The sequence below is a fragment of the Methylotenera sp. genome, assembly GCF_030684185.1.
Taxonomy (GTDB): domain Bacteria; phylum Pseudomonadota; class Gammaproteobacteria; order Burkholderiales; family Methylophilaceae; genus Methylotenera.
Map to the genome: position 1 here is coordinate 1 of NZ_JAUXOY010000023.1, position 22579 is coordinate 22579.

Genomic DNA, 22579 nt, shown 5'->3' on the forward strand with positions numbered 1-22579 from the left:
AAATGGGGTCAGACTCGAATTAATTAATGCAAATATAGCCTATAAAGGTGTAAGCGTAAAGAATTAAATCGAGTCCGACCCCATTTAACCGGCGCCCACAAAAATAATGCTGCGATTATTACCACGCAGAATAATGTGCTGCGGCTGATCAATGACGTTGTAGCGGGGTAGGCGTGCCATACCACAAATTCGCGGATGTAAAAAAACCCACCTAGCGGTGGGGTTTTATTTGAAACAGAGGAGTTAATTCGAGTCTGACCCCATTTCTCTTCTATGGGCAACCGCCTACGCCTGGTTTGAACCCACGTGAGGCATTACATATTGTTGAAGCTGCAGTGGCTGTCCAGCGAGTCGTTGAAGCACCTGCAACTGGAATATATGTTGCAGCATAAACTAAGGCAGCACCACCTGAAGAAGCAGTTGCGCCTGTAGTGGCCGTTAAACTAACACCAGTGCCTGAAACAGCTAAAACTGGAGCAGCAGTAATATTTTGTGTAGTGGTTAATGAAGTAATGCCAATTTCAGCCATAGTATCGCAAGCAGTAACTGCAGTAGATGTATCTAAACATTCAGCAACTTTTGATTGAATGCCTGATAGTTCAGCTAAAGCACCAGCTGCTCTTGCACGTGAAGTGTAATCACCGTATTGCGGAATTGCAATCGCTGCCAAAATACCAATAATTGCTACAACAATCATTAACTCGATTAAGGTAAAACCTTTTTGAATTTGATTCATTTTTGATTCCTTTATATAAAAAATTAAAATTAGTGCACTACAAACTTAGCACTGGGTATCGCGTTGTAGTGCTTGCAATACATTATGCAATTGGCGTGCCAACTTTTTTATTTTGTAGGAGCGATCTTTAGATCGCGAATAGAATGGTGGTTATCAATCACATTGCTTTCGCGATCTAAAGATCGCTCCTACAGGGCTGTAATCCATTAATAGTGCGTTTTTCTATTTTGCTGTTGCCGATAGGCGAGTATGAAAAAGTGAGCGACTGTACAGTAATTATAGATGCCGTGAGATATTTGCAAACACATAAAAAAAGCGGGATTTCCCCCGCTTATGTTAATTTACACTGACAAAAATTGTCACATGCTAACAAAATCGGTCACTTTAAAATTTTGAATGTATGAAAAAGCAGTGCAATGTTTTTAAAGTTGATACGGAACAAGAACGCCAGGCTCATTGGGCGCAAAATCGTTGCTGTTGCGGGTGATGAGCAATCTATCATTAACCTGTGCTGTTGCCCAAATGATTGCATCTGGCAGTTTAACGCGCTTGGTTTGACGCAAAATAACGGCGCGCGTTGATACTGCGTCATCAATATTAAGTAATTCAAATGTGGCAAGAAACAGTTTGGTAGCCACTTGTGTTTCGGCGGTAGTACCTATCATTACTTCCATCCAGGTAATTTGGCTGATGGCTTTGTTATCAAACCGCTCTAGTTCCATTTTTGCGGCTTCTATCCCATTTAAATAGTCAATCAGGGTATTAGTGTCTAGTAATACTTTTACCATTCTGAGCGTACTTTTTCTTGATAATCCAATCCGTCAACTGCGTTTTTTGACCACAAACCAAATGCTTGGCTAGCAGATGGTGTATTGCTGGCAATATAAGCCACAATCGCCTGACGGATGACTTCGGTCCTAGGGAGATTTTTTGCCTTACAAATAATTGCTAGTTCATTGATTTGTTTTTCGGGGATGTCTATCAGTGTACGCATGATATATCCTATATATGTTATGTATATATGCACGTATTATGCTATAGCAGGTTCGCGTGCAATAGCGTTACCATACAAATAGACATAAAAATTTCTAACTTAGCAACTCCCCAAGGATTTTTATCGCTAGCAAGATATCGCCCTCGATTTGTGAGCAGTCACTACGTGACTTGCCTGCTAACCCCACTACACTGTGTTGCATTGAGGCTACTGGTTCTTAACAAGCCATGTCAAGGCTGCTTGCTTTATTTTTTATATTTGAGATATACTGGTGCTATATACATTACTATTTAAGGCATAATTATGACAGCTACTACAGTTTTTATTAACAATCGCACACAAGCCGTGCGTTTGCCAAGTGAGCTGCGTTTGCCTAGTGATGTTAAGCGCGTGGATGTTCGCGCGCTTGGTAATGAGCGGATTATTTCGCCAGTGGGGCAATCTTGGGATAGTTTTTTCTTGAATAGTGCAAGTGTCTCCGATGATTTTCTTGAAACACGCGCAACACAAACGCAAGCAGACCGTGAAGCACTGTAGAGGTATCCTGTAATGTTGCGTTATTTACTTGATACGAATATTGTTATTTACATATTAAAGCGTCGCCCTATTGAGGTGTTGCAGGTGTTTAATCAACAAGCGCATCACATGGCTATTTCTGTTATTACTTTAGCCGAGCTGTTGCATGGGGCAGAAAAAAGCAGCAAGCCTGCCGAGAACCTGGCGGTGGTTGAAGATTTTTGCAGTCGATTAGAAGTGCTAGCTTACACGCCGAAGGCCGCCCAGCATTACGGCATGATACGCGCTAGCCTAGAGAAAATAGGTGAACCGATTGGTGTGAATGATTTGCACATTGCCGCACACGCCAGAAGTGAAGGGCTTATTTTGGTGACGAATAATTTAAAAGAGTTTGTAAAGGTACCTGCTTTGCAATTAGAAAATTGGGTTAACCCGTGATAATTCTAGATTAACTTGAAAGGTCGCATGTAGGAGCGATCTTTAGATCGCGAATGCAATATATCTAAATAATCACCATCACCATCGCTTTCGCGCAATAAATTGCGCTCCTACATAAATCCTTAGCAAGCGTGGCATTTACAAAAAAAGGGATCGCATATTTGCAATCCCTTTTTAGTTTAACGCTTGGCAGTTACCTGATAGGTTACTTTACCAAAATTTCCACCAAGGTTTTTTATCGCTTGATGTACTAGGCCCTGCGCCAGCTCCCTGGCCTATTACTTTGAGCCTTCAGCTACCTTTTGTAAGTTAGCTAAGCCAGAGTCAAAAATACCTGTAATAGCGTTAACAGCGGTTTCGTCATCCTGACCTGCTGGAATTGGCGGGTTAAGTTTGTATAAACGGTAGAAACGGCCTACCCAAATAACTTTTGATTCTCCTGGTTTGTCGCCTTTTTCTACAGTCATGCTGGCGTTGTAGTCTGTAAGTGGCAAGGTGCCCTCAATGATTTCATATTTAATTTTCATGCTGGCATCATCAATGCTGCGCAGTTTTTCATACACGTGGCCACCGTCTTTAAAAGTAAGCGTTCTAAATGTCTCTTCACCTTTCTTTTCAACTTTAGTGCTGGCTACGCCCGGGTGCCAGTTATGGATGCCGCCAAAATCTTTAACGATTGCCCAAACTTTAGCTGGATCAGCTTTGATGGTGATGGTTTTTTCAACTTTTTGTGGTGAAGGGCCGTGTGCAGCAACCGTGAATGGTACTAAGCTAACACTTAAACCAAGTGCAAGTAACGCTAAAATCTTTTTCATTTACTAATCTCCATGACTCTCAAATTGAGAGGAATTTTTCAAAAACAATTATCTACAACTAAAAGGCATTATAAATGAGAACCAGCTTTTATAAAATGCATCGCCGCTTGTATTTGTACAAACGATGTAATACGGGCTAGGTTGACATGGTATTAGTAGGAGCGATCTTTAGATCGCGAAGCTCTGATGGTTGGATGGTTGTGTGCTACACCGCATTCGCGCAATAAATTGCGCTCCTACATTTAGATCACTATATTTAGATCACCGTCCCAAAACAAACTGTACTTTTATTATTCGGGCAATACAAATTGTTCGATTATTGTTTGTGCAATATAAATTGCCCGAATGCACGGCTTTTATCCCCCGTTTTAATGGTCGTTACTAACTTATTAGTTTTAGTATCAATTACGCTGACATTGTTACTGCCCCAGTTAGCGACATAGGCACGGTGGTTGGCGTAGTCTATGCTGATGCCTTCCGGTGTACTGCCAACCTCAATGGTGGTAATTATCTTTTTTGTGGCGAGATTAATCACTGTGACGCTGTCATCTTGGGTGTTTGTAACATACAGTGTGTTTTCATCCAAACTCATGGCTGCACAATAGGGGTGGTAGCCAACTTTAACTTTCTGTTGATCGTTTGTTTTTGTATTGATGATGCTTACGGTATCTTCTTTTACATTGACACTGACTAACCATAATCCACTCGCGCTGACTGTAAGCCCAAAAGGATGATTGCCTACTGGAATACGTTTTTTAATGGAGAGTGTTGTGGTGTCGATGACTGCGATGTCGTTGCTGTCGCGATTAGCCACATATAGCCATTGATTGTCTGGGCTAACAACCAAACCTGCCGGTGCATCGCCTACGATCACTTCTCTTGTTGTGTGGTTTGTATCTGTGCTAATGGCTAACACGCGATTATCAAACCAATCGGCTACATATAGCGTTTTACTGTCTGGCGATAATGCCAGACCTACAGGTGAGCCTTTAATTTTAAGCGTTTCTGTCACCATATTACTCTGCGTGTTGATAACGGAAATATCCTGGCTTTCGACATTTGAAATGTAAGCCCGCTGTAACTGGCTGGATACTGCAACACCTACAGGCGCTTTGCCTACTTTGATGGTGTTGATGACTTGATTTTTTTGACTGTCGATGACCGACACGGTGTTATCACCTTGATTAGTAATATAGGCAAAGTGATTGTTTGGGGCAATCGTTACTGAGTTGCAGGCACTGCTGAATATCGTGGAGATAATCAATAAAATAAAACTGTAAATTTTTATGTTGATATTCATAGGGTTGCGCTTTATATGCCAATGTTAGCTTTCAATAATGACTGAAATATGCAAAAATTGCACCATATTTTAAAACAGTATAATTTAGGCAACAACATGTTATGTTAGATCGAGACGGGTTTCGCCCGAATGTTGGCATTATTATATGCAACGCCAACAATCAGGTATTTTGGGGTAAGCGTATCCGTGAGCATGCCTGGCAGTTTCCGCAGGGTGGTATTAACCATGGCGAAAGCCCAGAGCAGGCCATGTATCGTGAGCTAATGGAAGAGGTGGGCTTAAAGCCTGAGCATGTGCAAATTTTGGGTCGCACAAAAGATTGGCTTAGGTATGAAGTGCCTACCACCTGGGTTAAGCGAGAGCATCGCGGCAGCTATAAAGGCCAAAAGCAAATTTGGTATCTATTGCGTATGCTAGGGCGCGATAGTGATGTTTCTTTGCGTGCCAGCGAGCATCCTGAGTTTGATGCATGGCGCTGGAGTGAATACTGGGTTCCGCTTGAGGATGTGATTGAATTCAAACGCGGTGTGTATGAGTCTGCATTAAATGAGCTAGCGCCGCATTTACATCATAAGGGTGTGAAGTAATAATTTTCTGTTCCCTGAGCCTGTCGAAGGGTAAAAGGATTGCCCTTCGACAGGCTCAGGGAACACGTTTTTGTAGGAGCGACGACCCGTCGCGATTGCGCCATTGCTTCGCGCCAGAGAAAGCTGATAATCAACACTAAAGCCAGCAAGCTGGCAAGAGTTGCTAAACGGGGCGTCGCTCCTACAAACCCAAGTCTAAGGTTTAACCCCCATCATTTCCCCCAACTTAATAGCGCGTGCTGGTTGCCAGTCGGCATTAATCTGTAGCGCGTCTTCTTCAAATAACATCACCACGGTAGAGCCTAGCAAAAACCTGCCCATTTCATCACCTTGTTTTAGCGTGATATTTTTATCGGCATAAGTCCATACTTTGGTATTGCGGGTGCGGGGTGGGTTAATGATGCCTTTGTCAGCGTCATGCCAAACGGTGGCCATGCTGCCTACAATGGTTGCCCCTACTAATACCATCACAAAACTACCATGTTGAGCAGATGTAAATTCGCACACAACACGCTCGTTGCGCGCAAATAAACTAGGCACACCTTGTGCTGTGGTTGGGTTCACAGAAAATAAAGCACCTGGTACATAAGTCATGCTTATTAGTGTGCCATCGCAAGGCATGTGTATGCGGTGGTAATCCTTAGGGCTTAGATACAGGCAAGCAAAATGACCATTTTCAAATTTTTTCGCTAACGCTTTATCGCCACCCACTAATGCAGAAGTTGAGTAAGCGTGTCCCTTGGCCTGAAAAATCTGGTCTTTTTCAATGTTGCCAAACTGGCTAATCGCGCCATCCACAGGGCAAATAAAATCAGCTTTTGCTAGTGGACGCGCGCCACTTTTGAGTGGGCGGGTGAAGAAGTCGTTAAAGCTTTTGTATGAAGCAATGTCTGGATTTTCCGCTTCGGCCATATTCACGTTGTAACGTTTTACGAACCAGCAGATGACGGATGTGGTGACCTTGCCGCCTTGCAAATGGGCAAGTTTTCCAGCAAGCGCGGTAATGTCTTGTTTGGGTAATATGTATTGTAAAAGTACAGCCATGTTCATATTAAGATTAACCTTTTGAGTAATTGATATTTCTTGTCTAGCTCGTCTTAACTGACCAGCCTTATTAGGGCTTTATTGTCAGGTCATAAAAAAAGGGCAAACCGATTATCGCTTTGCCCTTTTTTGTTTTTCTAATAAAAATTAGTTTTTAGATTGATCAACTAATTTGTTTTTAGCAATCCACGGCATCATCGCGCGTAATTGACCACCCACTTGCTCGATAGGATGAGCAGCGTTCAAACGACGACGTGCAGTCATTTCTGGGTAGTTGGTACGACCTTCTAAAATGAACTGTTTAGCGTAGTTGCCATTTTGAATGTTAGTCAGGCATGTTTTCATCGCCGCGCGTGATTGGTCGTTAATCACTTGTGGGCCAGTCACGTATTCGCCGTATTCCGCGTTGTTTGAAATTGAGTAGTTCATGTTGGCAATGCCGCCTTCGTACATCAAATCTACAATCAATTTCAATTCGTGCAAGCACTCAAAGTAGGCCATTTCAGGCGCATAGCCTGCTTCTACCAAGGTTTCGAAACCCGCTTTTACTAATTCAACCGCGCCACCACATAGAACCGCTTGTTCGCCGAATAAGTCAGTTTCTGTTTCTTCGCGGAAATCAGTTTCAATTACGCCGCCTTTAGTGCCGCCATTTGCTGCTGCGTATGAAAGTGCAACATCTTTAGCTTTGCCTGATTTATCTTGGTACACGGCGATTAAAGAAGGTACGCCGCCGCCTTTTAGGTATTCTGAACGTACGGTGTGGCCTGGACCTTTTGGTGCAATCATAATTACATCTAAATCAGCACGTGGCACAATTTGGTTGTAGTGAATATTAAAACCGTGCGCAAAGGCCAATGCAGCGCCTTGTTGTAAGTTTGGCGCAATTTCGGCATCGAAAATGCCAGCCATGGTTTCATCTGGCAACAGCACCATCACGACATCCGCTTGTTTTACAGCATCAGCGATTTCTAACGTATTGTGGCCGGCAGCAACCGCTTTAGCCCATGAGCTGCCGCCTTTGCGTAAGCCGATAGTAACTGTTACGCCGCTATCTTTAAGGTTTGCAGCATGTGCATGACCTTGTGAGCCGTAACCAACGATAGTTACCTTTTTGCCTTTAATTAAACTTAGGTCTGCGTCTTTATCGTAATAAACTTTCATTTCTTCTAATGCCTTTCATGCAAATGCTGAATAAATTATAGGGATGTTTTAATGGGTGTTTTTTTACTTAAACTTTTAAAATACGGTCACCGCGGCCTATGCCGGAAGCGCCAGTCCGCACTGTTTCTAAAATTGCTGCTTTGTCTAAACTTTCGATAAACGCATCTAGCTTGTGACCTGAGCCGGTAAGCTCAATCGTAAAGCTGCCGTCGGCCACATCGATAATACGGCCACGGAAAATATCGCACATGCGCTTCATTTCTTCACGAAATGCGCCAGTTGCTTTGACTTTGACCAGCATCAATTCGCGCTCGATAAACTTCCCATCGTTTAAATCGAGCACTTTTACAACATCAATCAGTTTGTTGAGTTGCTTGATGATCTGTTCGATGACGTCTTCTGAACCTGAAGTAACTATGGTCATACGGGACAATGTCGGGTCTTCTGTCGGTGCAACCGTAAGTGACTCAATGTTATAACCACGTGCAGAAAATAAGCCTGCCACGCGTGAGAGTGCACCCGCTTCATTTTCCATTAACAATGAAATAATATGGCGCATTATAAGTCCTCCGCCAGAATCATTTCAGATAAACCTTTGCCGTTGGCAATCATTGGGAACACATTTTCTTTTTGGTCGGTAATGAAGTCCATAAATACAAAGCGAGACTTCATGTCAAAAGCTTCTTTAAGGGCACCTTCCACGTCCTCAGGCTTGGTAATTTGCATCCCCACATGGCCATAAGACTCAGCAAGTTTCACAAAGTCAGGTAGGCTATCCATGTATGATTCTGAGTAGCGATTTTCGTAGAAAAACTCTTGCCATTGACGCACCATGCCTAAATAGCGGTTATTGAGCAAAATCACCTTAATCGGCAAATGATACTGTTTACAGGTAGAAAGCTCCTGAATATTCATCTGGATACTGCCTTCACCCGTTACGCAAGCTACTTGCGCGGTTGGGTCAGCAAACTGACAGCCCATGGCATAAGGCAAGCCAACGCCCATAGTGCCTAAGCCGCCCGAGTTAATCCAGCGACGTGGTTTATCAAATTTGTAGTACTGCGCCGCCCACATCTGGTGTTGACCTACATCCGATGTAACATAAGCATCGCCTTTAGTCACTTCCCATAACTTTTCAATCACGTATTGTGGCTTGATTAAACCATTGTTGTTGGCATAATTTAAGCAGAGTTTGCTGCGCCAAGTGTCGATTTGTTCCCACCATGCTTTTAGCGCAGGGGATTGTTTTGGTTTTTCTGCAGCTACAAGTTCATTCATTTCAGCCAGTACAGACTTCACATCACCCACAATCGGCACGTCAACTTTGACACGCTTAGAGATTGATGAAGGGTCAATATCTACATGAATAATGGTTCGCGATTTGCTAAAGAAGTGTTCAGGGTTGCCAATCACGCGGTCATCAAACCGTGCGCCAACTGCTAACAGTACATCACATTCCTGCATCGCCATATTGGCTTCGTAAGTACCGTGCATGCCAAGCATACCGACAAACTGTTTGTCGGTAGAAGGATAGCCGCCTAAACCCATTAATGTATTGGTGACAGGCACACCTAATGCCCTAACCAGTTTAACCAAGGGTTCTGCTGCATCACCCAATACAATGCCGCCGCCCGTATAAACCATGGGGCGTTTAGCTTCCAGTAATAATTTAACGGCTTTTTTGATTTGACCGCTATGACCCTTAGTAACCGGGTTATATGAACGCATTTCAACTGTTTCTGGATAATGAAACTGAGCGAAATGTGCAGTAATATCTTTTGGAATGTCCACTACCACAGGGCCTGGTCGGCCAGTTTTTGCGATGTGAAAAGCCTTTTTCATTGTAATGGCGATGTCTTTTACATCTTTCACCAAGAAATTATGCTTTACACAAGGGCGAGTTACGCCAACCATGTCCACTTCTTGAAATGCATCTAAACCAATTGCAGGTACGGGGACCTGGCCGCTGATGACTACCAGCGGGATAGAATCCATATACGCTGTAGCTATACCTGTAATCGCATTAGTGGCACCAGGACCTGAGGTGACCAGCGCAACGCCCACTTCTCCAGTCGCGCGCGAGAATGCGTCGGCCGCGTGTACTGCGGCCTGCTCGTGGCGTACAAGTATGTGTTTAAAGTGGTTTTGGTTGTAAATCGCGTCGTAGATGTGCAACACAGCGCCACCTGGATAGCCAAAAACGAATTTGACTTTTTCTTGTTCCAAGCAACGAATGAGGATTTCTGCGCCCGTGATTTTTTGAGTATCTGCCATAAATCTTTTAATTAAATTTTTTAAATTTATATATTATTTGGTAACCCTACAGAATAACGGTTTGAGCCTGTTTGGTCAAGAATGAAGTGTTGGCGAGATGCTGTTTTATGGCATTGAAGTGCTTATTTGGATATTGTGCTACTGCAATTATTGAATACGATGAGGGTTTTAATCAGTTTCCAGCGGTGGCGCTACCTTCATTAGTTCTTCAATAGTAGTGATCCCAGCGGCAATTTTTTCTGCACCATTAATGACCAGTGGTTGCATACCTTCTTGTCGGGCTAATTTAGTGAGTTTTGCTAAATCAGTTTCCGGTGTGATCAGTTTGCGTAATGCCGGGGTGATGGTGAGCATTTCATAAATACCGCTGCGGCCTCTAAAGCCTGTATTGCGGCATTCTAAGCAGCCTACGGGTTTGTATAAGTGCGCAGGTTTTGGTACCTTGAAATCACCAACCAGCGCATCCCATTTGTTTTGCTCAATTGGTTCTGGTGCTTTGCAACTAGGGCATAGCGTTCTCACCAAGCGCTGCGCCATGATGCCAAGCACGGTTGAGTGAATAAGGTAAGATGGCACGCCTAAATCTAATAGACGGGTAATTGCAGATGGAGCATCATTAGTATGCAATGTAGATAATACCAAGTGTCCTGTAAGGGCTGCTTGAATCGCCATGTCGGCAGTTTCTAAATCTCGAATTTCACCTACCATGATAATGTCAGGGTCTTGCCGCATCAGCGTGCGGATCCCTGATGCAAAGTTTAAGCCGATATTTTGCTGCACCTGCATTTGGTTGAATAAGGGCTCTACCATTTCAATTGGCTCTTCAACCGTGCATACGTTGACTTCGGGTGTGGCAAGGGTGCGTAATGTGGCGTAAAGCGTGGTGGTTTTACCGGAGCCGGTAGGCCCTGTCACCAAAATAATCCCATTTGGCGATTTGGTCCAATTATCCCAGATTTTCGCTTGTTCTTTGGCAAAACCTAACGCTAAAAAGCCTTTTTCAGATACTTCAGGTGCAAAAATCCGCATGACTAATTTTTCACCAAACGCGGTAGGCATAGTGGATAAACGCAGCTCGACTTCTAAGCCTCCAGCGCTTAATGTTTTGATGCGACCATCCTGTGGGCGGCGTTTTTCAACCATATCCATGCGGCCTAGCAGCTTAATGCGACTGGTGATGGCGTTCATAATATTGGGAGGCAGCTGATAGACCTGATGCAATACGCCGTCGATTCTAAAGCGCATGATGCCCATGTTACGTCGCGGTTCCAGATGAATGTCACTCGCGCGCTGTTCAAAAGCGTATTTGAATAGCCAGTCTACAATATTGACCACATGCTGTTCATTGGCATCCAGATTTTTGTCCTTGCCAAGTTCAATGAGTTGTTCAAAATTTTGTACACCGACGACTTGACCGGCTTTTGCCAAGTCTGCCGCATTCATTGAGTTAGCTAAGTTGTAAATTTCTGGCAGGTAGCGGCTGATTTCCAGTGGATTTGCCATCACCAGCTTTATCTTCATCTTTAAAACGCGCTCAAGATCTGTAATCCAGTCGAGGCTAAAAGGCTCAGTCGTGGCAATGATTGCTTCACCATTTTTAACCGAAATCGGCATAATTCTTAATCGTTCAGCATAACCTTGAGAGACTATTTTTGCGGCGGACCCAAAGTCAAGTTTAAGCGGGTCAATGTGGTAGTAGTCTAACCCAGCACGCTCTGCAAGCCATGTGGAAAGGACTTCAATGGTAATGGCCTTATGTGGAGGTTTTAGACTTTTCCATTTTTGTTCACCCACTACTACCAGCGGATGCAAATTTGAAGTATCAAGTTTGCGATCTTTGTAGAGTTTTTCAGCATTTGTTTTGTCCACAATGCCATCATTTACCAGCATACGTAATACGTCGCCTAAGGTCAGGCGACCAGATGGATTGCTTAATGACGAAGGTTTGCTCATTGGTGGTACCTATCCTTTTTTAACGCGCCAGGGTTTTAACTCGCATAGACAAATCAATTGCCTGTATATTTTTTGTGATTGATCCAATGGAAATTCTATCAATGCCCGTCAACGCAATCTCACGAACATTTTCTAAAGTAATGCCGCCAGAAGCCTCTAACACAGCGCGCTTGCCAGATTGTTTATTTAAATTAACCGCCTCACACAATAACGCAGTACCAAAGTTATCCAATAATATGCTGGTAGCGCCAGCCTTTAGTGCCTCTTGTAGCTGCTGTAGATTTTCAACCTCAATCTGTATGCTTTTGCCTGAGTTAAGTGCAAATGCTTGCGCCATTACAGCACCAATACTACCTGCGGCGGCAATATGATTTTCTTTAATTAAAATGCCATCATACAAGGCTAAGCGCTGATTATAGCCACCACCTACTGTAACAGCATACTTTTGCGCTAAGCGCAAATTGGGAATGGTTTTGCGGGTATCTAGAATTTGAGCTTGTGTGCCAGTAATTGCTACCACATATTTGCTGGTTTCCGTTGCAGTGGCAGAAAGCGTTTGTAAAAAATTAAGTGCGCAGCGTTCAGACGTCAAAAGTGAACGTGCTGGACCTGAAATTTCGCACAACACTTGATTTGCTTGAGCGCGTTCACCTTCTGCCACTTGCCAGTTTATTTTTACGTGAGCATCTACCTGGTTAAAGCAGGCATTCACCCAGGGAATTCCGCAGATAATGGCTGTTTCGCGGACGATAATCGTGGCGGTTACAACTTGTGAGGCTGGCACAAGTAGCGCGGTAAGGTCACCAGTGCCTATGTCTTCATCAAGTGCGCTTTTTACTTGGTCATTAACAAGGCCATTAAAGGCAGTTGAATTTGGTGGGTAATATTGGTTAAATAACGTCATGGTTTGAATTATAATGCTATCAATCAATAATTTTCAGTAAAAATCGGCTTAGCCACTCACATGAAACTTTTATATACCATTAATAGCCCTTACGCACGCAAAGTACGCATTGTCGCAGCGGAAAAACATATTGAATTGACGCTTGAGGAAGTGGTATTGGCGGCGCCAGATTGTCCTGTAAAGCAATACAACCCGTTAGGTAAGGTGCCAGTATTGGTTTTGCCTGATGGCGATAGTTTGTATGATTCGCGCGTGATTGTTGAATATCTGGATAATCGCACACCTTTGGCGCATTTGATTCCACAAGACCATGGTGCAAAAATTAAAGTGCGCCGCTGGGAGGCGCTCGCAGATGGCGTGTGTGATGCTGCCGTGACAACAATGCTGGAGCAACGTAAATCTGCAGAAAAGCAAGACACAGTAAATATAGAACGTCAAATGGATAAGGTTAGACGTGGCTTACAAGCGCTTAACGATGAGTTTGGTAAAAGCAAAAATATAGGCAAAAATAATTGGTGCGTGAATGGCACTTTTAGTTTGGCGGATATTGCCGTAGGTTGTATGCTGGGCTACATTAACTTACGCTTTGGCGCAGTCATCAATCTAGCTGGAGAGTACTCAAACTTAGAGCGGTTAAATGTTGTTTTACTTAAACGTCAGTCGTTTAAGGATAGTTTGCCTGTTGCTTAAAGCAAGCTGGTAAAAAAATCTCGACTTTCGTCGACGATGCCTGAAAGTCTATTTTTTTTGCGCATTGATTGCCTGTAATTCAGGCGCTTTTGCGCAGCTGGAGGGAAATCAGTAAACCGAAGCATGCCGCGATCAATTAAAATCGAGATTAAGTCTTCCAGCACACGAGCCAATTGAATGTCACTTTCTCGGAAAGGCGCATTTTCAGCTAGCGAATTCTCCAGGTAATCAAGATACTCTTTGGCATCACCTTCAATAAACTCCCAGCCATCACCTAGGTTTTCTGATGAGTTCCCCACGATGTTACCTTGCGCATTTTTGAAGACATAAGCCATGTTAATCTCAGCAATCCAGCAACTTAATAAATGAGATAATTTTAGTGCTGTTGCTTTAATTGTAAAATCTCGAACAAAAGGTGGATTAGGGCTTAGACCATCGTTTCAACACTTATATTGCTTGTGTTTTGAGCAAGCTTTAATGCAAAAAAATTAACCAGCAAAACTCACTATTTTTTAATTTTTGGCAGAAGCTAACGTCTCATCAAGCTCATTTAATAATTGCTTGTGCAGGTTGCGCGAATGACTGTTCCAATGTCGCCATTCTTTTTTAAGTTTGGGTCTTAGTTTTTTAGCTGTATCAATTCTGGCTGTATTTATTGCCCAAAGCGTGCGCGGGTTTCAGCAGAGCCAAATTTATCGACAGCGTAGGTAAACTCAATTCTAGAATTCGTATTATCTAGGCTGGCAGCGTAGCTTTGTGTAAGTAAAAGGCTGAACCAAACGCCATATCAAAAAATTTATATGGACAGTTTTAAGTAAAGTTGCTTCAGTAACAATGCTACCGAACTTATTATTAAATAGCTGCGGTGATAATGCCACCGCCCAGGCAAACATTGCTTTCATAGACGACGGCAGACTGCCCAGGCGTAATGGCCCATTGCTTTTGGCCAAATTTAATTTCAACTTCGTTTGGCGTTAAGCGATCAATCTCACAAGGCGCATCAGGCTGACGATAACGTGTTTTAGCTGCGTAAACCCAGTTGGTGATGGGCTCTTCGTTATCAATCCAAGTCAATTGACTGGCTTTTAAACCATCGTTCAGCAGGAGCGGGTGTTGATGTCCCTGCACGACAATCAATTCGTTCTTATCCATGTTTTTGGCTGCAACAAACCACGGTTCACCGTTGCTTTCACGGCTGCCGCCTATTTTCAAGCCTTGGCGTTGACCTAGGGTGTAATACATCAAGCCTTCGTGATGACCTACTAATTTGCCTTCTGGCGTTTTAATATCGCCTGGCTCGCGTGGCAGGTATTTACTCAAAAACTCTTGAAAAGGTCGTTCACCAATAAAGCAAATGCCTGTAGAGTCTTTTTTCTCTGCGTTGATTAAACCGGCACTGCGGGCAATTTCTCGTACTTCGCGTTTTAAGTATTGACCGAGAGGGAATAAGGTTTTAGATAGTTGTGCTTGATTAAGCCGATATAAAAAATAACTTTGATCTTTGCTGCCATCATCGGCTTTCATTAACTGAAATAATCCTGGTTTGAGTGGATTTTCACGTACTTGCGCATAATGCCCAGTGGCGATTAAGTCTGCGCCTAAGCTCATGGCATGGTCTAAAAAAGCTTTAAATTTAATCTCGGCGTTGCATAAAATATCTGGGTTGGGCGTGCGGCCAGCTTTATATTCACTTAAAAAGTTGGCAAATACACGGTCTTTATATTCAGCACTGAAATTTACGGCTTCAATGTCGATGCCGATTTTATCGGCCACAGATACCGCATCAATTAAATCTTGCTTGCTTGAGCAGTATTCATCAGTGTCGTCATCTTCCCAATTTTTCATGAAAAGCCCTGTGACTTCATAACCTTGTTCTTTAAGCAACAAAGCCGTCACCGATGAGTCAACCCCGCCAGAAAGACCAACGACTATTTTTTTCTTCATAATACTTTAGACCTTGTGTAATATATTTAGCCCGTCGGGTTGGTCCCTGAGCCTGTCGAAGGGTTACAAGTGAGTAAGCACTTCCAACGGAAATTTTTGCCCACATAAATAATCTTCAATACAAGTAATCACTTGTGGACTGCGCATGAGGTTGGCATTGTTACGAATTTCATCTGCAGTCATCCATACCGCGCGAATAATACCTTCATCAAGCGCTAGGCTGGCCTGATGATTGCTCACATTTCCGATAAAGGCAAAACGTAAATAGGTGGTGTTGTTATGCTCATGCTTCCAATGGTAAACACCTAGCAATGACTCTGGCTTAAATGCGTAAGCGGTTTCTTCTAAGGTTTCACGAATCACGGCCTGAATTAAGGTTTCATTATCTTCTAAATGACCTGCAGGCTGATTAAAGCGATTGCCGCGATCAGTGGTTTCTTCAACCAGTAAGAACTTTCCGTTATCTTCTACGATTGCCGCGACGGTGGCATGTGGCTTCCATTGCATGATTCAAGTTTTCAAAAAAAATTGTACTATTTTAACCTGAAGTGGTTAGAAATTATGAATAAAACCATCGTTAACTAGCTAGTTTTGGAAACAAGCCAATTAAGCCATGCGCTACAAACTCAACTGCCATCGCAGCCAAAATCAAACCCATTAAACGTGTAACAATATTGATACCTATGGTACCAAGTTTAAGTGATATGCCTACAGCCAAGCGGAGCACCAGCCAAATGATGATGGCGATGATGAAAATAGGTGCAATCAAAGACAAATGACCAGTAAAGCTACTGGTTTGTTGCGCTGCAATTATCATACTACTGATTGCACCGGGGCCAGCAAGCAAGGGTATGCTCAACGGAACTATAGCAATTACATTACGCTCCGCCATTGTTTGCGCTTCTTCAGGGGTTTGGCGTGTGCCGCTTTGCTTACCGTGCATCATGGAGATGGCAATCAGCATGAGCAAAATGCCCCCGCCAACCTGAAATGAAGGAATGCTAATGCCAAAAAAATCGAGAATTTTATCGCCTAAAAATGCAGAAACAGCAAGTACAATAAATACAGTGATTGCGACGGTTTTAGCTGTTTTAGCACGCTCCTGCCTGCTCCAGCCATCAGTTGCGCTGATGAAAATAGGTATGCTGCCAATTGGGTTCACAATGGCAAATAATGCAATAGTCACTTTGAGAAGTGCTGGCCAGTCAGTCATACATAGCCCTTAAATTGGATGCTCAGTTGAAAAATGAAGCTTTTTTCATTAAAGCTTTGTTAATATCAGTATAGTAAATTAAAGTGCCCATATGGGTAAGCTGAAAATTGGGTAAGTAAAAGTTGAGTATGAATAAATTCAGTATGCAGACGTTAGTTATTAAATTTTTGAGTCAATAAATAATGATGAGCCAGAAATTTGATGTACTACCATTCGTTTATCTCGCTTCTCGCAGTCCTCGACGAGTGGAACTATTAAAACAAATCGGCGTGCGGTGTGAGACGCTACCTGCTGATATAGATGAAACACAAATTGCTAATGAATCTCCTGAGCAATATGTCACAAGATTAGCCCAGCAAAAAGCAGAGGCTTGCTTTCAGCGTTTAACCGTTGTTCAGCGAGCGCATCCGGTTTTAGCCGCTGATACAACGGTTGTGTTAGCTGGATCTGTTCTAGGCAAGCCCGAGGATGATAATGATGCGCTTACTATGCTGCAAAACTTATCTGGCAGTTTGCATCTGGTACATACTGCGGTAGCGCTAGCATTTAACTACGAGATTGAAGTGGTATTATCGACTACCGTGGTTGAAATGATGGCATTGTCGGCGGCTCAAATTGATGCCTATATCGCCACAGGCGAACATCGCGATAAAGCGGGTAGCTATGGCATACAAGGCGCAGCAGGCGCATGGATTAAGCGTATAGAGGGCAGTTATACAGGTGTGATGGGTTTGCCACTATATGAAACAGCCGATTTGCTTAGAAAGCATGGCGTTAGCACTTACTAATAGTGTTTTTTGGATGAAAATAAAAGTTTCAATATATGCACTAAGCATTTAAATATTAAGTTAAAAGAGAATTAAAATTGAGTGAAGAAATACTAATTAACGTAACGCCGCAAGAAACACGCATTGCCATGATGGAAAATGGTGTTGTGCAAGAGTTGCAAATCGAGCGTAGCTCATCATTAGGATTGGTGGGCAATGTTTACCGCGGTGTTGTGTGCCGCGTGTTGCCAGGCATGCAGTCTGCCTTTGTCGAAATGGGTTTGCAACGTGCCGCTTTTTTGCACGTTGGTGATATTTTTGAATGTGGTCAATCAGATGCCCAATTGCCCATTCAAGAGGTGTTGCATGAAGGCCAGTCTTTGATGGTGCAGGTGATTAAGGAACCGATTGGTACAAAAGGTGCGCGGTTGACCACTCAGATAAGCATCGCCGGGCGATTCTTAGTATATTTGCCGCAACAAGATCATATTGGTGTATCGCAACGCATAGATAATGAACTTGAGCGTGAACAACTAAAGGCGCGTTTGATAGGCTTACTCCCGGAAAAAAGTGTAGGCGGATATATTATTAGAACCATGTCCGAAACCGCCACAGATGCTGAGTTGCTGGCAGATATAGATTATCTGACCAAAACATGGGCGCATATTTCTGCAAAATATAAGACTAGGCCTGATCGATCTCTGGTTTTTCAGGATTTAAATTTACCCATGCGCGTTTTACGCGATGTGATATGTGCTGATACTGAAGCGGTACGTATAGATTCTAGTGAAACTTACCAAAAGCTGGTTGAGTTTGCGAATTTATACGCGATTACTGCGTTAGACAAATTGGTGCATTATTCAGGTGAACGTCCATTATTTGATTTGTACAGCATAGAGCAAGAAATTGAAAACGCGATGTCACGCAAAGTGCAGCTTAAGTCAGGCGGATATTTGATTTTTGATCAAACTGAAGCGTTAACTACGGTAGATGTGAATACTGGTAGTTTCGTCAGTGGCAAAAATTTGTCAGATACCATCTTCAAAACTAATCTTGAGGCAGCGCAATGTATTGCCCGCCAATTACGTTTAAGAAATTTGGGCGGCATTATCATCGTAGATTTTATTGACATGGATGAAGATACGCAGCGTGAGGCCGTGTTAGAAGAATTACAAAAAGCAGTTGCACGAGACCGATCCCGCATCGGCGTCAATGGTTTTACGCCGTTGGGTTTGGTAGAGATGACCCGTAAACGTACGCGTGAAAGTTTGGCGCATATACTGTGTGAGCCTTGCGCCGCGTGCCAAGGCCGAGGTGAGCTGAAAACAGCGCAAACCGTCTGTTATGAGATTTTACGTGAGTTACTACGAGAAGCTCGGCAGTTTAATGCCCGCGAACTGCGGGTGCTGGCAGCGCCAAAAGTGATAGATATGCTGCTAGATGAAGAATCACAAAGTTTGGCGAATCTATCAGATTTTATTGGGAAACCAATTTCATTACTGATTGAGCCTAACTACAGCCAAGAGTCGTTCGATATTATCTTGATGTAGTGAATATTCTTAAACCGTGCATCAAAAAGCCGTCATTAGCTGGATTTTCCGCCAATATAAGGTGCGTCATGCAATAGCACCGTTTGATTAAAATCCGTGGCACCAATTTTAGTTGAATTTAATGTACCAGGATTGGGTTTGTTTGCATCGAACTTAGCGCAGCGCATGAGTTTAAGCAAAATGGCATCAAGCTGATTAGATTGCTGTAATAGTTTTGAGAAATCTTTTTCTGAAGATTCCAGGTTTTTAATGAGTTTGTCGGCACTGTCGTGTGACTCCATCAGTGACTCAGCACGTTTATCAAGTGATTTTTTATGTGAGCTGATTTGGGTTTTAAGTTCACCGATGACTGCATTCAACCAAAGATTACAATCCAAGTTGGCTTGCTCAAAATTGGCTTGAATTTGAGCGCCAAGACCTAAATAGAACTTGCGAATTAAAAAGCGTTTTTCCGTCAGTACATTGACAGGATCAGTGCAAAAGTCATTGGTGATTTTTTCCAATGCCTGCATATTCTGAATGAAGTTGTTCATATTAAGCTCAATAGCTTCGGTTTTTTCAAAACTGTGTTTGCTCCAGAATAAGTGGTATAAATCATCAGCATGTTTTTTAATGGTGCCAGATTCAACCTGAATTTCCTCGGCAAGGTTAATGGCTAACCGAGTAAGCTCTCGTATGCTGCGATTTAATCCAACCGTAGTCCAGCTGTCGCCCATATCCTGTTTAGCCTGCTCTAAAGTGGTATCTAAAAAACCGAGACTAAGATGGCGTAAGAGCTTGTCACTCAGGCGTTTGATTTTCTCACTGCCTTGATTAAACGTGAGAACTGAAGCCTCGTAGCGCTTACGTTCAGCGACCACGTTAGCCAAAATTTCCTTTGATGCATCACGGTTCTGGTTTTGAATCTCTTTAAGTTCTGCAAGTTGACTTTTAATGGTGGTGATACGCATCTGCGCAATTTTGCGTGATGAACGTATCATATTTGAACATTCTGTAACGACTGCTCGTCCTAGAATTTCGTGTTTAGATTCTATTAGTTGATTTGCAAGTGCATCTTCCAGCATGCCGATACCACTACGTTTCAGTAATGCAGCATCTTTTCTGATTTTGGCTACCAATGCCTTTTGAGCAGACATGGCAAAAATATTGCGTGCATCTAAACCTAATTCACGTGCGGTATTTTGGATTTGTTTTTGAATGAGCGCCTCAACTTCAGCTTCTGATTCAAGTCCGTCCCAAAGAATATCTATTTTATTGAGTACCACCAGTTTATGAGCAGCACGTTTTTGCACGTATTCTGACCAAATTTGCATGTCAGATTTAGTAATGCCGGTATCGGTTGCCGTCAAGAAAAGCACCGCGTGTGCATTAGGTATAATGCTAAGTGTAAGTTCAGGTTCAGCGCCCATGGTGTTGAGCCCTGGGGTGTCAATGACGACTAGGCCATTTCTAAGTAATGGATGCGGATAGTTGATGAGAGCATGCCGCCATACAGGTATTTCTACCGTGCCTTTTTCTGCAAGTAAACGGCGCATACCTGGGTCATTTTCATTCCAGAAACCAAGTGACTTTGCTGTTTCCAGATCGACTTCTCTTTTTTGCACTAAGGCTTTGAGCGCCTCTTTCATAGCATCAGGTGAGGTAATATCTAAACGGATTTTATGCCAAATGTCAGGAGTTGTTTTTAGATAAGTCAGCGTGTCGTCTGTTTGTCTGGTTTCAATAGGCAGTAGCTTGATGCAGGCTTCTTCACGTGAATCCCAAAATATTTCTGTTGGGCACATTGTTGTGCGTCCAGGTGCGCTCGGTAAAAGTCGTTGGTTAAAGTCGGAAAAAAACAGTGCATTGATGGTTTCAGTTTTTCCACGTGAGAATTCCGCCAAGAACGCCATCACTAATTGGTCTTTTTTCAAGATTTCTTTAATGTCGTAAAGCCTTAGTTCTTGTATTGCGTCTAGCGAATCTGAATAACCTAACCAGTCAATATATTCATCTATAGTGGCAGTCAGAGTCTCTCTCCACTCACTATATTCGGATATTTTTGTGTTTAAGCTTGAGGCAACAAGGCCTTGCTGATTAGGTACGCTGTCGGTAATTTGAGTGCTCATAATGTCATCTAATATTAACTTACAAAGTCAATAATAAGTTATTTTCCAAAGGAATCAATATTGTAGTTAGCAATAACTGTGCCGTGATAATAAAAATGAGGGGGGTTAAGTCGAAATTTCCAGCTAAGGGAATAAATCTTCTCATGGTGTGTAATATGGGGTTTGTTAAATTATTAAGGATGGGCGCAATCGGCGTATGTGGATTAATCCAGCTTAAAACTGCTTGTATCAACACCGCATACAAGAAAATAGTGAGGCTCAGGCTGATTACACCTATAAGGGCGATTGCAACCAGGGTGAGCCAAACACTGCTGCCGGCAATTAACAATGGAAAGCCTCTTAGCCATTGCATGCATACTATGAGCAGAAATTGTGTAATGAAGGCGAGTAGCAGCGTGGAAATGTCTAACTTTCCGAAACTGGGGATCACTTTCCGTGCCGGCTTAACTGCAAAATTAGTCAGCGTAACAATAAGTTGCGCTACCTGATTTTGAAATGGGACTTTCGTTAATTGGAAATAAAAACGTAGTAAGAATGCGAGTGTTAACAGGTCTAACAATGTTTTTATTAAAAATATCAATGAGTTATTTAGCAAGGTCGTCACCTAAAGTACGTGATTTAGCCGCCGCCGCCGTGGCTGCAAGCATGATGGTATTTTTGATATTGGCAGTTTCTAAAACAAGTAAGCCTTGCTCAGTAGTACCACCTTTAGAGGTTACTTGTTCACGCAGTGTTTTAACATCGGTAGCGCTTTGCACCGCGAGTAAACTCGCGCCGGCAAATGTTTGTAATGTTAATATTTTGGCCTCGTCTGCATTAAGCCCTAAGCCAATCGCGGCTTCTTGCAGCGCCTCGATTAAGTAAAACACATAGGCTGGGCCGCTACCTGATATTGCTGTGACTGCATCCATTTTTGCTTCATTATCTAACCAAAGTGTTGTCCCTACCGCTGCTAAAATTGTCGTGGCTTGATCGCGTTGTTGTTGGCTGACGCCAGTAACTGCATATAACGCTGAAACGCCAGCTTGAATCTGCGCCGGTGTGTTTGGCATAACCCTAACGATGGCTTGATAGTTGCCTAGCCAGCGAGAAATATCGGCACTTCGAATGCCTGCCGCAATTGAAATGACAAGCTGAGATTGTAAAGTAGGGGCCAATTGCTTACATACATCTCTCAGCTGTTGTGGCTTTACCGCTAAAACAACGACATCATCGAGTATGCCAGTGTTGCTATTTTCGACATAACTGTCACTTACTCGTACATTAAGCTCTTTGAATAATGATGCGCGTTTTTGCTCATCAGGCTCAATGACTGTAATTGAAGTCACATCAAAGCCGTTATTTTTCAAGCCACAGATAATGGCGCGTGCCATGTTGCCGCCACCAATAAAACTAATATTCATTCGTTTATCTATCCCAATTTAACCAATTTTTTATTATTAAGAGACCTTTGCAAAAGTATTTATTGCGGCAAATTACTGCGTTGCGCGGTACTCGCAACCTCGCTGTACACCGCGTACTATCTCGGTTTCTGTGTTCCGTGCGCCTTGTACTTTATCCACACTAAACACTTTTGCAAAGG

The 22579-nt window shown here is 43.0% G+C and carries 24 protein-coding genes; 6 read left to right on the plus strand and 18 right to left on the minus strand.

From position 1 onward, the window contains the following. Window positions 1-271 precede the first annotated feature (271 nt). The 3 genes from Q8J82_RS09230 to Q8J82_RS09240 form a co-directional block, all read right to left on the minus strand. Window positions 272-736, minus strand: a complete 465-nt coding sequence (locus Q8J82_RS09230) for a prepilin-type N-terminal cleavage/methylation domain-containing protein (RefSeq protein ID WP_305328171.1) — start codon at window positions 734-736, stop codon at window positions 272-274. Window positions 737-1158: 422 nt separating this feature from the next. Continuing rightward, window positions 1159-1524 (minus strand): type II toxin-antitoxin system VapC family toxin, encoded by a 366-nt coding sequence (locus Q8J82_RS09235; RefSeq protein WP_305328172.1) that lies wholly within the window; start codon window positions 1522-1524, stop codon window positions 1159-1161. Next, complete coding sequence (locus Q8J82_RS09240) at window positions 1518-1730, minus strand: CopG family transcriptional regulator (protein ID WP_305328173.1); 213 nt, start codon at window positions 1728-1730, stop codon at window positions 1518-1520. The genes Q8J82_RS09235 and Q8J82_RS09240 overlap by 7 nt, the downstream gene beginning before the upstream one ends. Window positions 1731-2033: 303 nt before the next feature. On the opposite strand from Q8J82_RS09240, the gene vapB reads away from it, so the two are divergent. Next, window positions 2034-2267 (plus strand): type II toxin-antitoxin system VapB family antitoxin, encoded by a 234-nt coding sequence (gene vapB / locus Q8J82_RS09245; RefSeq protein ID WP_305328174.1) that lies wholly within the window; start codon window positions 2034-2036, stop codon window positions 2265-2267. Between the two features lie 12 nt (window positions 2268-2279). After that, a complete protein-coding gene (locus tag Q8J82_RS09250) occupies window positions 2280-2684 on the plus strand; it encodes a type II toxin-antitoxin system VapC family toxin (protein WP_305326601.1) in 405 nt (134 codons plus the stop codon). 278 nt (window positions 2685-2962) lie between these two features. Here the strand turns inward: Q8J82_RS09250 and Q8J82_RS09255 are convergent, their stop codons facing one another. Then, the gene (locus tag Q8J82_RS09255) at window positions 2963-3499 is read right to left on the minus strand and encodes an SRPBCC family protein (RefSeq protein WP_305326602.1); all 537 of its coding nucleotides are present in this window, start codon (window positions 3497-3499) and stop codon (window positions 2963-2965) included. Window positions 3500-3815: 316 nt separating this feature from the next. Beyond that, window positions 3816-4799 (minus strand): YncE family protein, encoded by a 984-nt coding sequence (locus tag Q8J82_RS09260; RefSeq protein WP_305328175.1) that lies wholly within the window; start codon window positions 4797-4799, stop codon window positions 3816-3818. A gap of 101 nt (window positions 4800-4900) precedes the next feature. Between Q8J82_RS09260 and Q8J82_RS09265 the strand changes: the two genes are divergently transcribed. Next, window positions 4901-5386 (plus strand): RNA pyrophosphohydrolase, encoded by a 486-nt coding sequence (locus Q8J82_RS09265; RefSeq protein WP_305328176.1) that lies wholly within the window; start codon window positions 4901-4903, stop codon window positions 5384-5386. Window positions 5387-5581: 195 nt separating this feature from the next. Here Q8J82_RS09265 and asd read toward each other — a convergent pair whose 3' ends face one another. From asd to nadC, 6 genes are all read right to left on the minus strand, one after another. Next, window positions 5582-6436 (minus strand): archaetidylserine decarboxylase, encoded by an 855-nt coding sequence (asd, locus tag Q8J82_RS09270; RefSeq protein WP_305328177.1) that lies wholly within the window; start codon window positions 6434-6436, stop codon window positions 5582-5584. A gap of 141 nt (window positions 6437-6577) precedes the next feature. Further along, complete coding sequence (gene ilvC / locus Q8J82_RS09275; protein ID WP_305328178.1) at window positions 6578-7594, minus strand: ketol-acid reductoisomerase; 1017 nt, start codon at window positions 7592-7594, stop codon at window positions 6578-6580. Window positions 7595-7661: 67 nt separating this feature from the next. Then, complete coding sequence (gene ilvN / locus Q8J82_RS09280) at window positions 7662-8153, minus strand: acetolactate synthase small subunit (protein ID WP_304908761.1); 492 nt, start codon at window positions 8151-8153, stop codon at window positions 7662-7664. Further along, a complete protein-coding gene (locus Q8J82_RS09285; protein WP_304908760.1) occupies window positions 8153-9868 on the minus strand; it encodes an acetolactate synthase 3 catalytic subunit in 1716 nt (571 codons plus the stop codon). Before Q8J82_RS09285 ends, ilvN begins: the two co-directional genes overlap by 1 nt. A 168-nt stretch (window positions 9869-10036) precedes the next feature. Beyond that, window positions 10037-11821, minus strand: coding sequence for a GspE/PulE family protein (locus Q8J82_RS09290; protein WP_304908759.1), 1785 nt, complete (start codon window positions 11819-11821; stop codon window positions 10037-10039). A gap of 19 nt (window positions 11822-11840) precedes the next feature. Continuing rightward, entirely contained in the window at window positions 11841-12725 is an 885-nt protein-coding gene (nadC, locus tag Q8J82_RS09295) for a carboxylating nicotinate-nucleotide diphosphorylase (protein WP_305326606.1), read from the minus strand. Between the two features lie 60 nt (window positions 12726-12785). Between nadC and Q8J82_RS09300 the strand changes: the two genes are divergently transcribed. Then, complete coding sequence (locus tag Q8J82_RS09300; RefSeq protein WP_305326607.1) at window positions 12786-13415, plus strand: glutathione S-transferase N-terminal domain-containing protein; 630 nt, start codon at window positions 12786-12788, stop codon at window positions 13413-13415. Here Q8J82_RS09300 and Q8J82_RS09305 read toward each other — a convergent pair. From Q8J82_RS09305 to Q8J82_RS09320, 4 genes are all read right to left on the minus strand, one after another. After that, on the minus strand, window positions 13412-13750 hold the full coding sequence (locus Q8J82_RS09305; RefSeq protein WP_305328179.1) for a hypothetical protein: 339 nt from the start codon (window positions 13748-13750) through the stop codon (window positions 13412-13414). The two genes, Q8J82_RS09300 and Q8J82_RS09305, sit on opposite strands and share 4 nt — an antisense overlap. Before the next feature lie 517 nt (window positions 13751-14267). Beyond that, window positions 14268-15359 carry a tRNA 2-thiouridine(34) synthase MnmA gene (mnmA, locus tag Q8J82_RS09310; RefSeq protein WP_370690410.1) on the minus strand — a complete coding sequence of 364 codons (1092 nt, stop codon included), beginning with the start codon at window positions 15357-15359 and terminating at the stop codon, window positions 14268-14270. Window positions 15360-15422: 63 nt separating this feature from the next. Further along, window positions 15423-15866, minus strand: a complete 444-nt coding sequence (locus Q8J82_RS09315; RefSeq protein WP_305328180.1) for an NUDIX hydrolase — start codon at window positions 15864-15866, stop codon at window positions 15423-15425. A 70-nt stretch (window positions 15867-15936) separates the two neighbouring features. After that, window positions 15937-16572 (minus strand): MarC family protein, encoded by a 636-nt coding sequence (locus Q8J82_RS09320; protein ID WP_304908756.1) that lies wholly within the window; start codon window positions 16570-16572, stop codon window positions 15937-15939. 185 nt (window positions 16573-16757) lie between these two features. Here Q8J82_RS09320 and Q8J82_RS09325 point away from each other — a divergent pair, with 185 nt between their 5' ends. Further along, the gene (locus Q8J82_RS09325; protein ID WP_305328182.1) at window positions 16758-17360 is read left to right on the plus strand and encodes a nucleoside triphosphate pyrophosphatase; all 603 of its coding nucleotides are present in this window, start codon (window positions 16758-16760) and stop codon (window positions 17358-17360) included. Window positions 17361-17437: 77 nt separating this feature from the next. Beyond that, a complete protein-coding gene (gene rng, locus Q8J82_RS09330; protein ID WP_304890848.1) occupies window positions 17438-18889 on the plus strand; it encodes a ribonuclease G in 1452 nt (483 codons plus the stop codon). A 35-nt stretch (window positions 18890-18924) separates the two neighbouring features. On the opposite strand, the gene Q8J82_RS09335 is transcribed toward rng, so the two are convergent. From Q8J82_RS09335 to proC, 3 genes are read right to left on the minus strand one after another with little or no spacing between them, the layout of a single operon-like run. Further along, window positions 18925-20997, minus strand: coding sequence for a dynamin family protein (locus tag Q8J82_RS09335; RefSeq protein WP_305252074.1), 2073 nt, complete (start codon window positions 20995-20997; stop codon window positions 18925-18927). A gap of 19 nt (window positions 20998-21016) precedes the next feature. Then, window positions 21017-21601, minus strand: coding sequence for a YggT family protein (locus Q8J82_RS09340; protein WP_305328181.1), 585 nt, complete (start codon window positions 21599-21601; stop codon window positions 21017-21019). Next, entirely contained in the window at window positions 21582-22400 is an 819-nt protein-coding gene (proC, locus tag Q8J82_RS09345) for a pyrroline-5-carboxylate reductase (RefSeq protein ID WP_304890851.1), read from the minus strand. Before proC ends, Q8J82_RS09340 begins: the two co-directional genes overlap by 20 nt. Between the last annotated feature and the right edge of the window lie 179 nt (window positions 22401-22579).

What these genes read in the sequence shown, in the direction of transcription:
- Q8J82_RS09325 (WP_305328182.1), top strand. Translation starts at nt 16,758, where the DNA reads ATGAGCCAGAAATTTGATGTACTACCATTCGTTTATCTCGCTTCTCGC.
- Q8J82_RS09235 (WP_305328172.1), bottom strand. Translation starts at nt 1,524, where the DNA reads ATGGTAAAAGTATTACTAGACACTAATACCCTGATTGACTATTTAAAT.
- proC (WP_304890851.1), bottom strand. Translation starts at nt 22,400, where the DNA reads ATGAATATTAGTTTTATTGGTGGCGGCAACATGGCACGCGCCATTATC.
- Q8J82_RS09250 (WP_305326601.1), top strand. Translation starts at nt 2,280, where the DNA reads ATGTTGCGTTATTTACTTGATACGAATATTGTTATTTACATATTAAAG.
- mnmA (WP_370690410.1), bottom strand. Translation starts at nt 15,359, where the DNA reads ATGAAGAAAAAAATAGTCGTTGGTCTTTCTGGCGGGGTTGACTCATCG.
- Q8J82_RS09320 (WP_304908756.1), bottom strand. Translation starts at nt 16,572, where the DNA reads ATGACTGACTGGCCAGCACTTCTCAAAGTGACTATTGCATTATTTGCC.
- Q8J82_RS09260 (WP_305328175.1), bottom strand. Translation starts at nt 4,799, where the DNA reads ATGAATATCAACATAAAAATTTACAGTTTTATTTTATTGATTATCTCC.
- Q8J82_RS09265 (WP_305328176.1), top strand. Translation starts at nt 4,901, where the DNA reads ATGTTAGATCGAGACGGGTTTCGCCCGAATGTTGGCATTATTATATGC.
- Q8J82_RS09315 (WP_305328180.1), bottom strand. Translation starts at nt 15,866, where the DNA reads ATGCAATGGAAGCCACATGCCACCGTCGCGGCAATCGTAGAAGATAAC.
- Q8J82_RS09240 (WP_305328173.1), bottom strand. Translation starts at nt 1,730, where the DNA reads ATGCGTACACTGATAGACATCCCCGAAAAACAAATCAATGAACTAGCA.
- ilvN (WP_304908761.1), bottom strand. Translation starts at nt 8,153, where the DNA reads ATGCGCCATATTATTTCATTGTTAATGGAAAATGAAGCGGGTGCACTC.
- Q8J82_RS09290 (WP_304908759.1), bottom strand. Translation starts at nt 11,821, where the DNA reads ATGAGCAAACCTTCGTCATTAAGCAATCCATCTGGTCGCCTGACCTTA.
- ilvC (WP_305328178.1), bottom strand. Translation starts at nt 7,594, where the DNA reads ATGAAAGTTTATTACGATAAAGACGCAGACCTAAGTTTAATTAAAGGC.
- Q8J82_RS09230 (WP_305328171.1), bottom strand. Translation starts at nt 736, where the DNA reads ATGAATCAAATTCAAAAAGGTTTTACCTTAATCGAGTTAATGATTGTT.
- Q8J82_RS09335 (WP_305252074.1), bottom strand. Translation starts at nt 20,997, where the DNA reads ATGAGCACTCAAATTACCGACAGCGTACCTAATCAGCAAGGCCTTGTT.
- Q8J82_RS09255 (WP_305326602.1), bottom strand. Translation starts at nt 3,499, where the DNA reads ATGAAAAAGATTTTAGCGTTACTTGCACTTGGTTTAAGTGTTAGCTTA.
- nadC (WP_305326606.1), bottom strand. Translation starts at nt 12,725, where the DNA reads ATGACGTTATTTAACCAATATTACCCACCAAATTCAACTGCCTTTAAT.
- Q8J82_RS09300 (WP_305326607.1), top strand. Translation starts at nt 12,786, where the DNA reads ATGAAACTTTTATATACCATTAATAGCCCTTACGCACGCAAAGTACGC.
- Q8J82_RS09305 (WP_305328179.1), bottom strand. Translation starts at nt 13,750, where the DNA reads ATGGCTTATGTCTTCAAAAATGCGCAAGGTAACATCGTGGGGAACTCA.
- Q8J82_RS09285 (WP_304908760.1), bottom strand. Translation starts at nt 9,868, where the DNA reads ATGGCAGATACTCAAAAAATCACGGGCGCAGAAATCCTCATTCGTTGC.
- vapB (WP_305328174.1), top strand. Translation starts at nt 2,034, where the DNA reads ATGACAGCTACTACAGTTTTTATTAACAATCGCACACAAGCCGTGCGT.
- asd (WP_305328177.1), bottom strand. Translation starts at nt 6,436, where the DNA reads ATGAACATGGCTGTACTTTTACAATACATATTACCCAAACAAGACATT.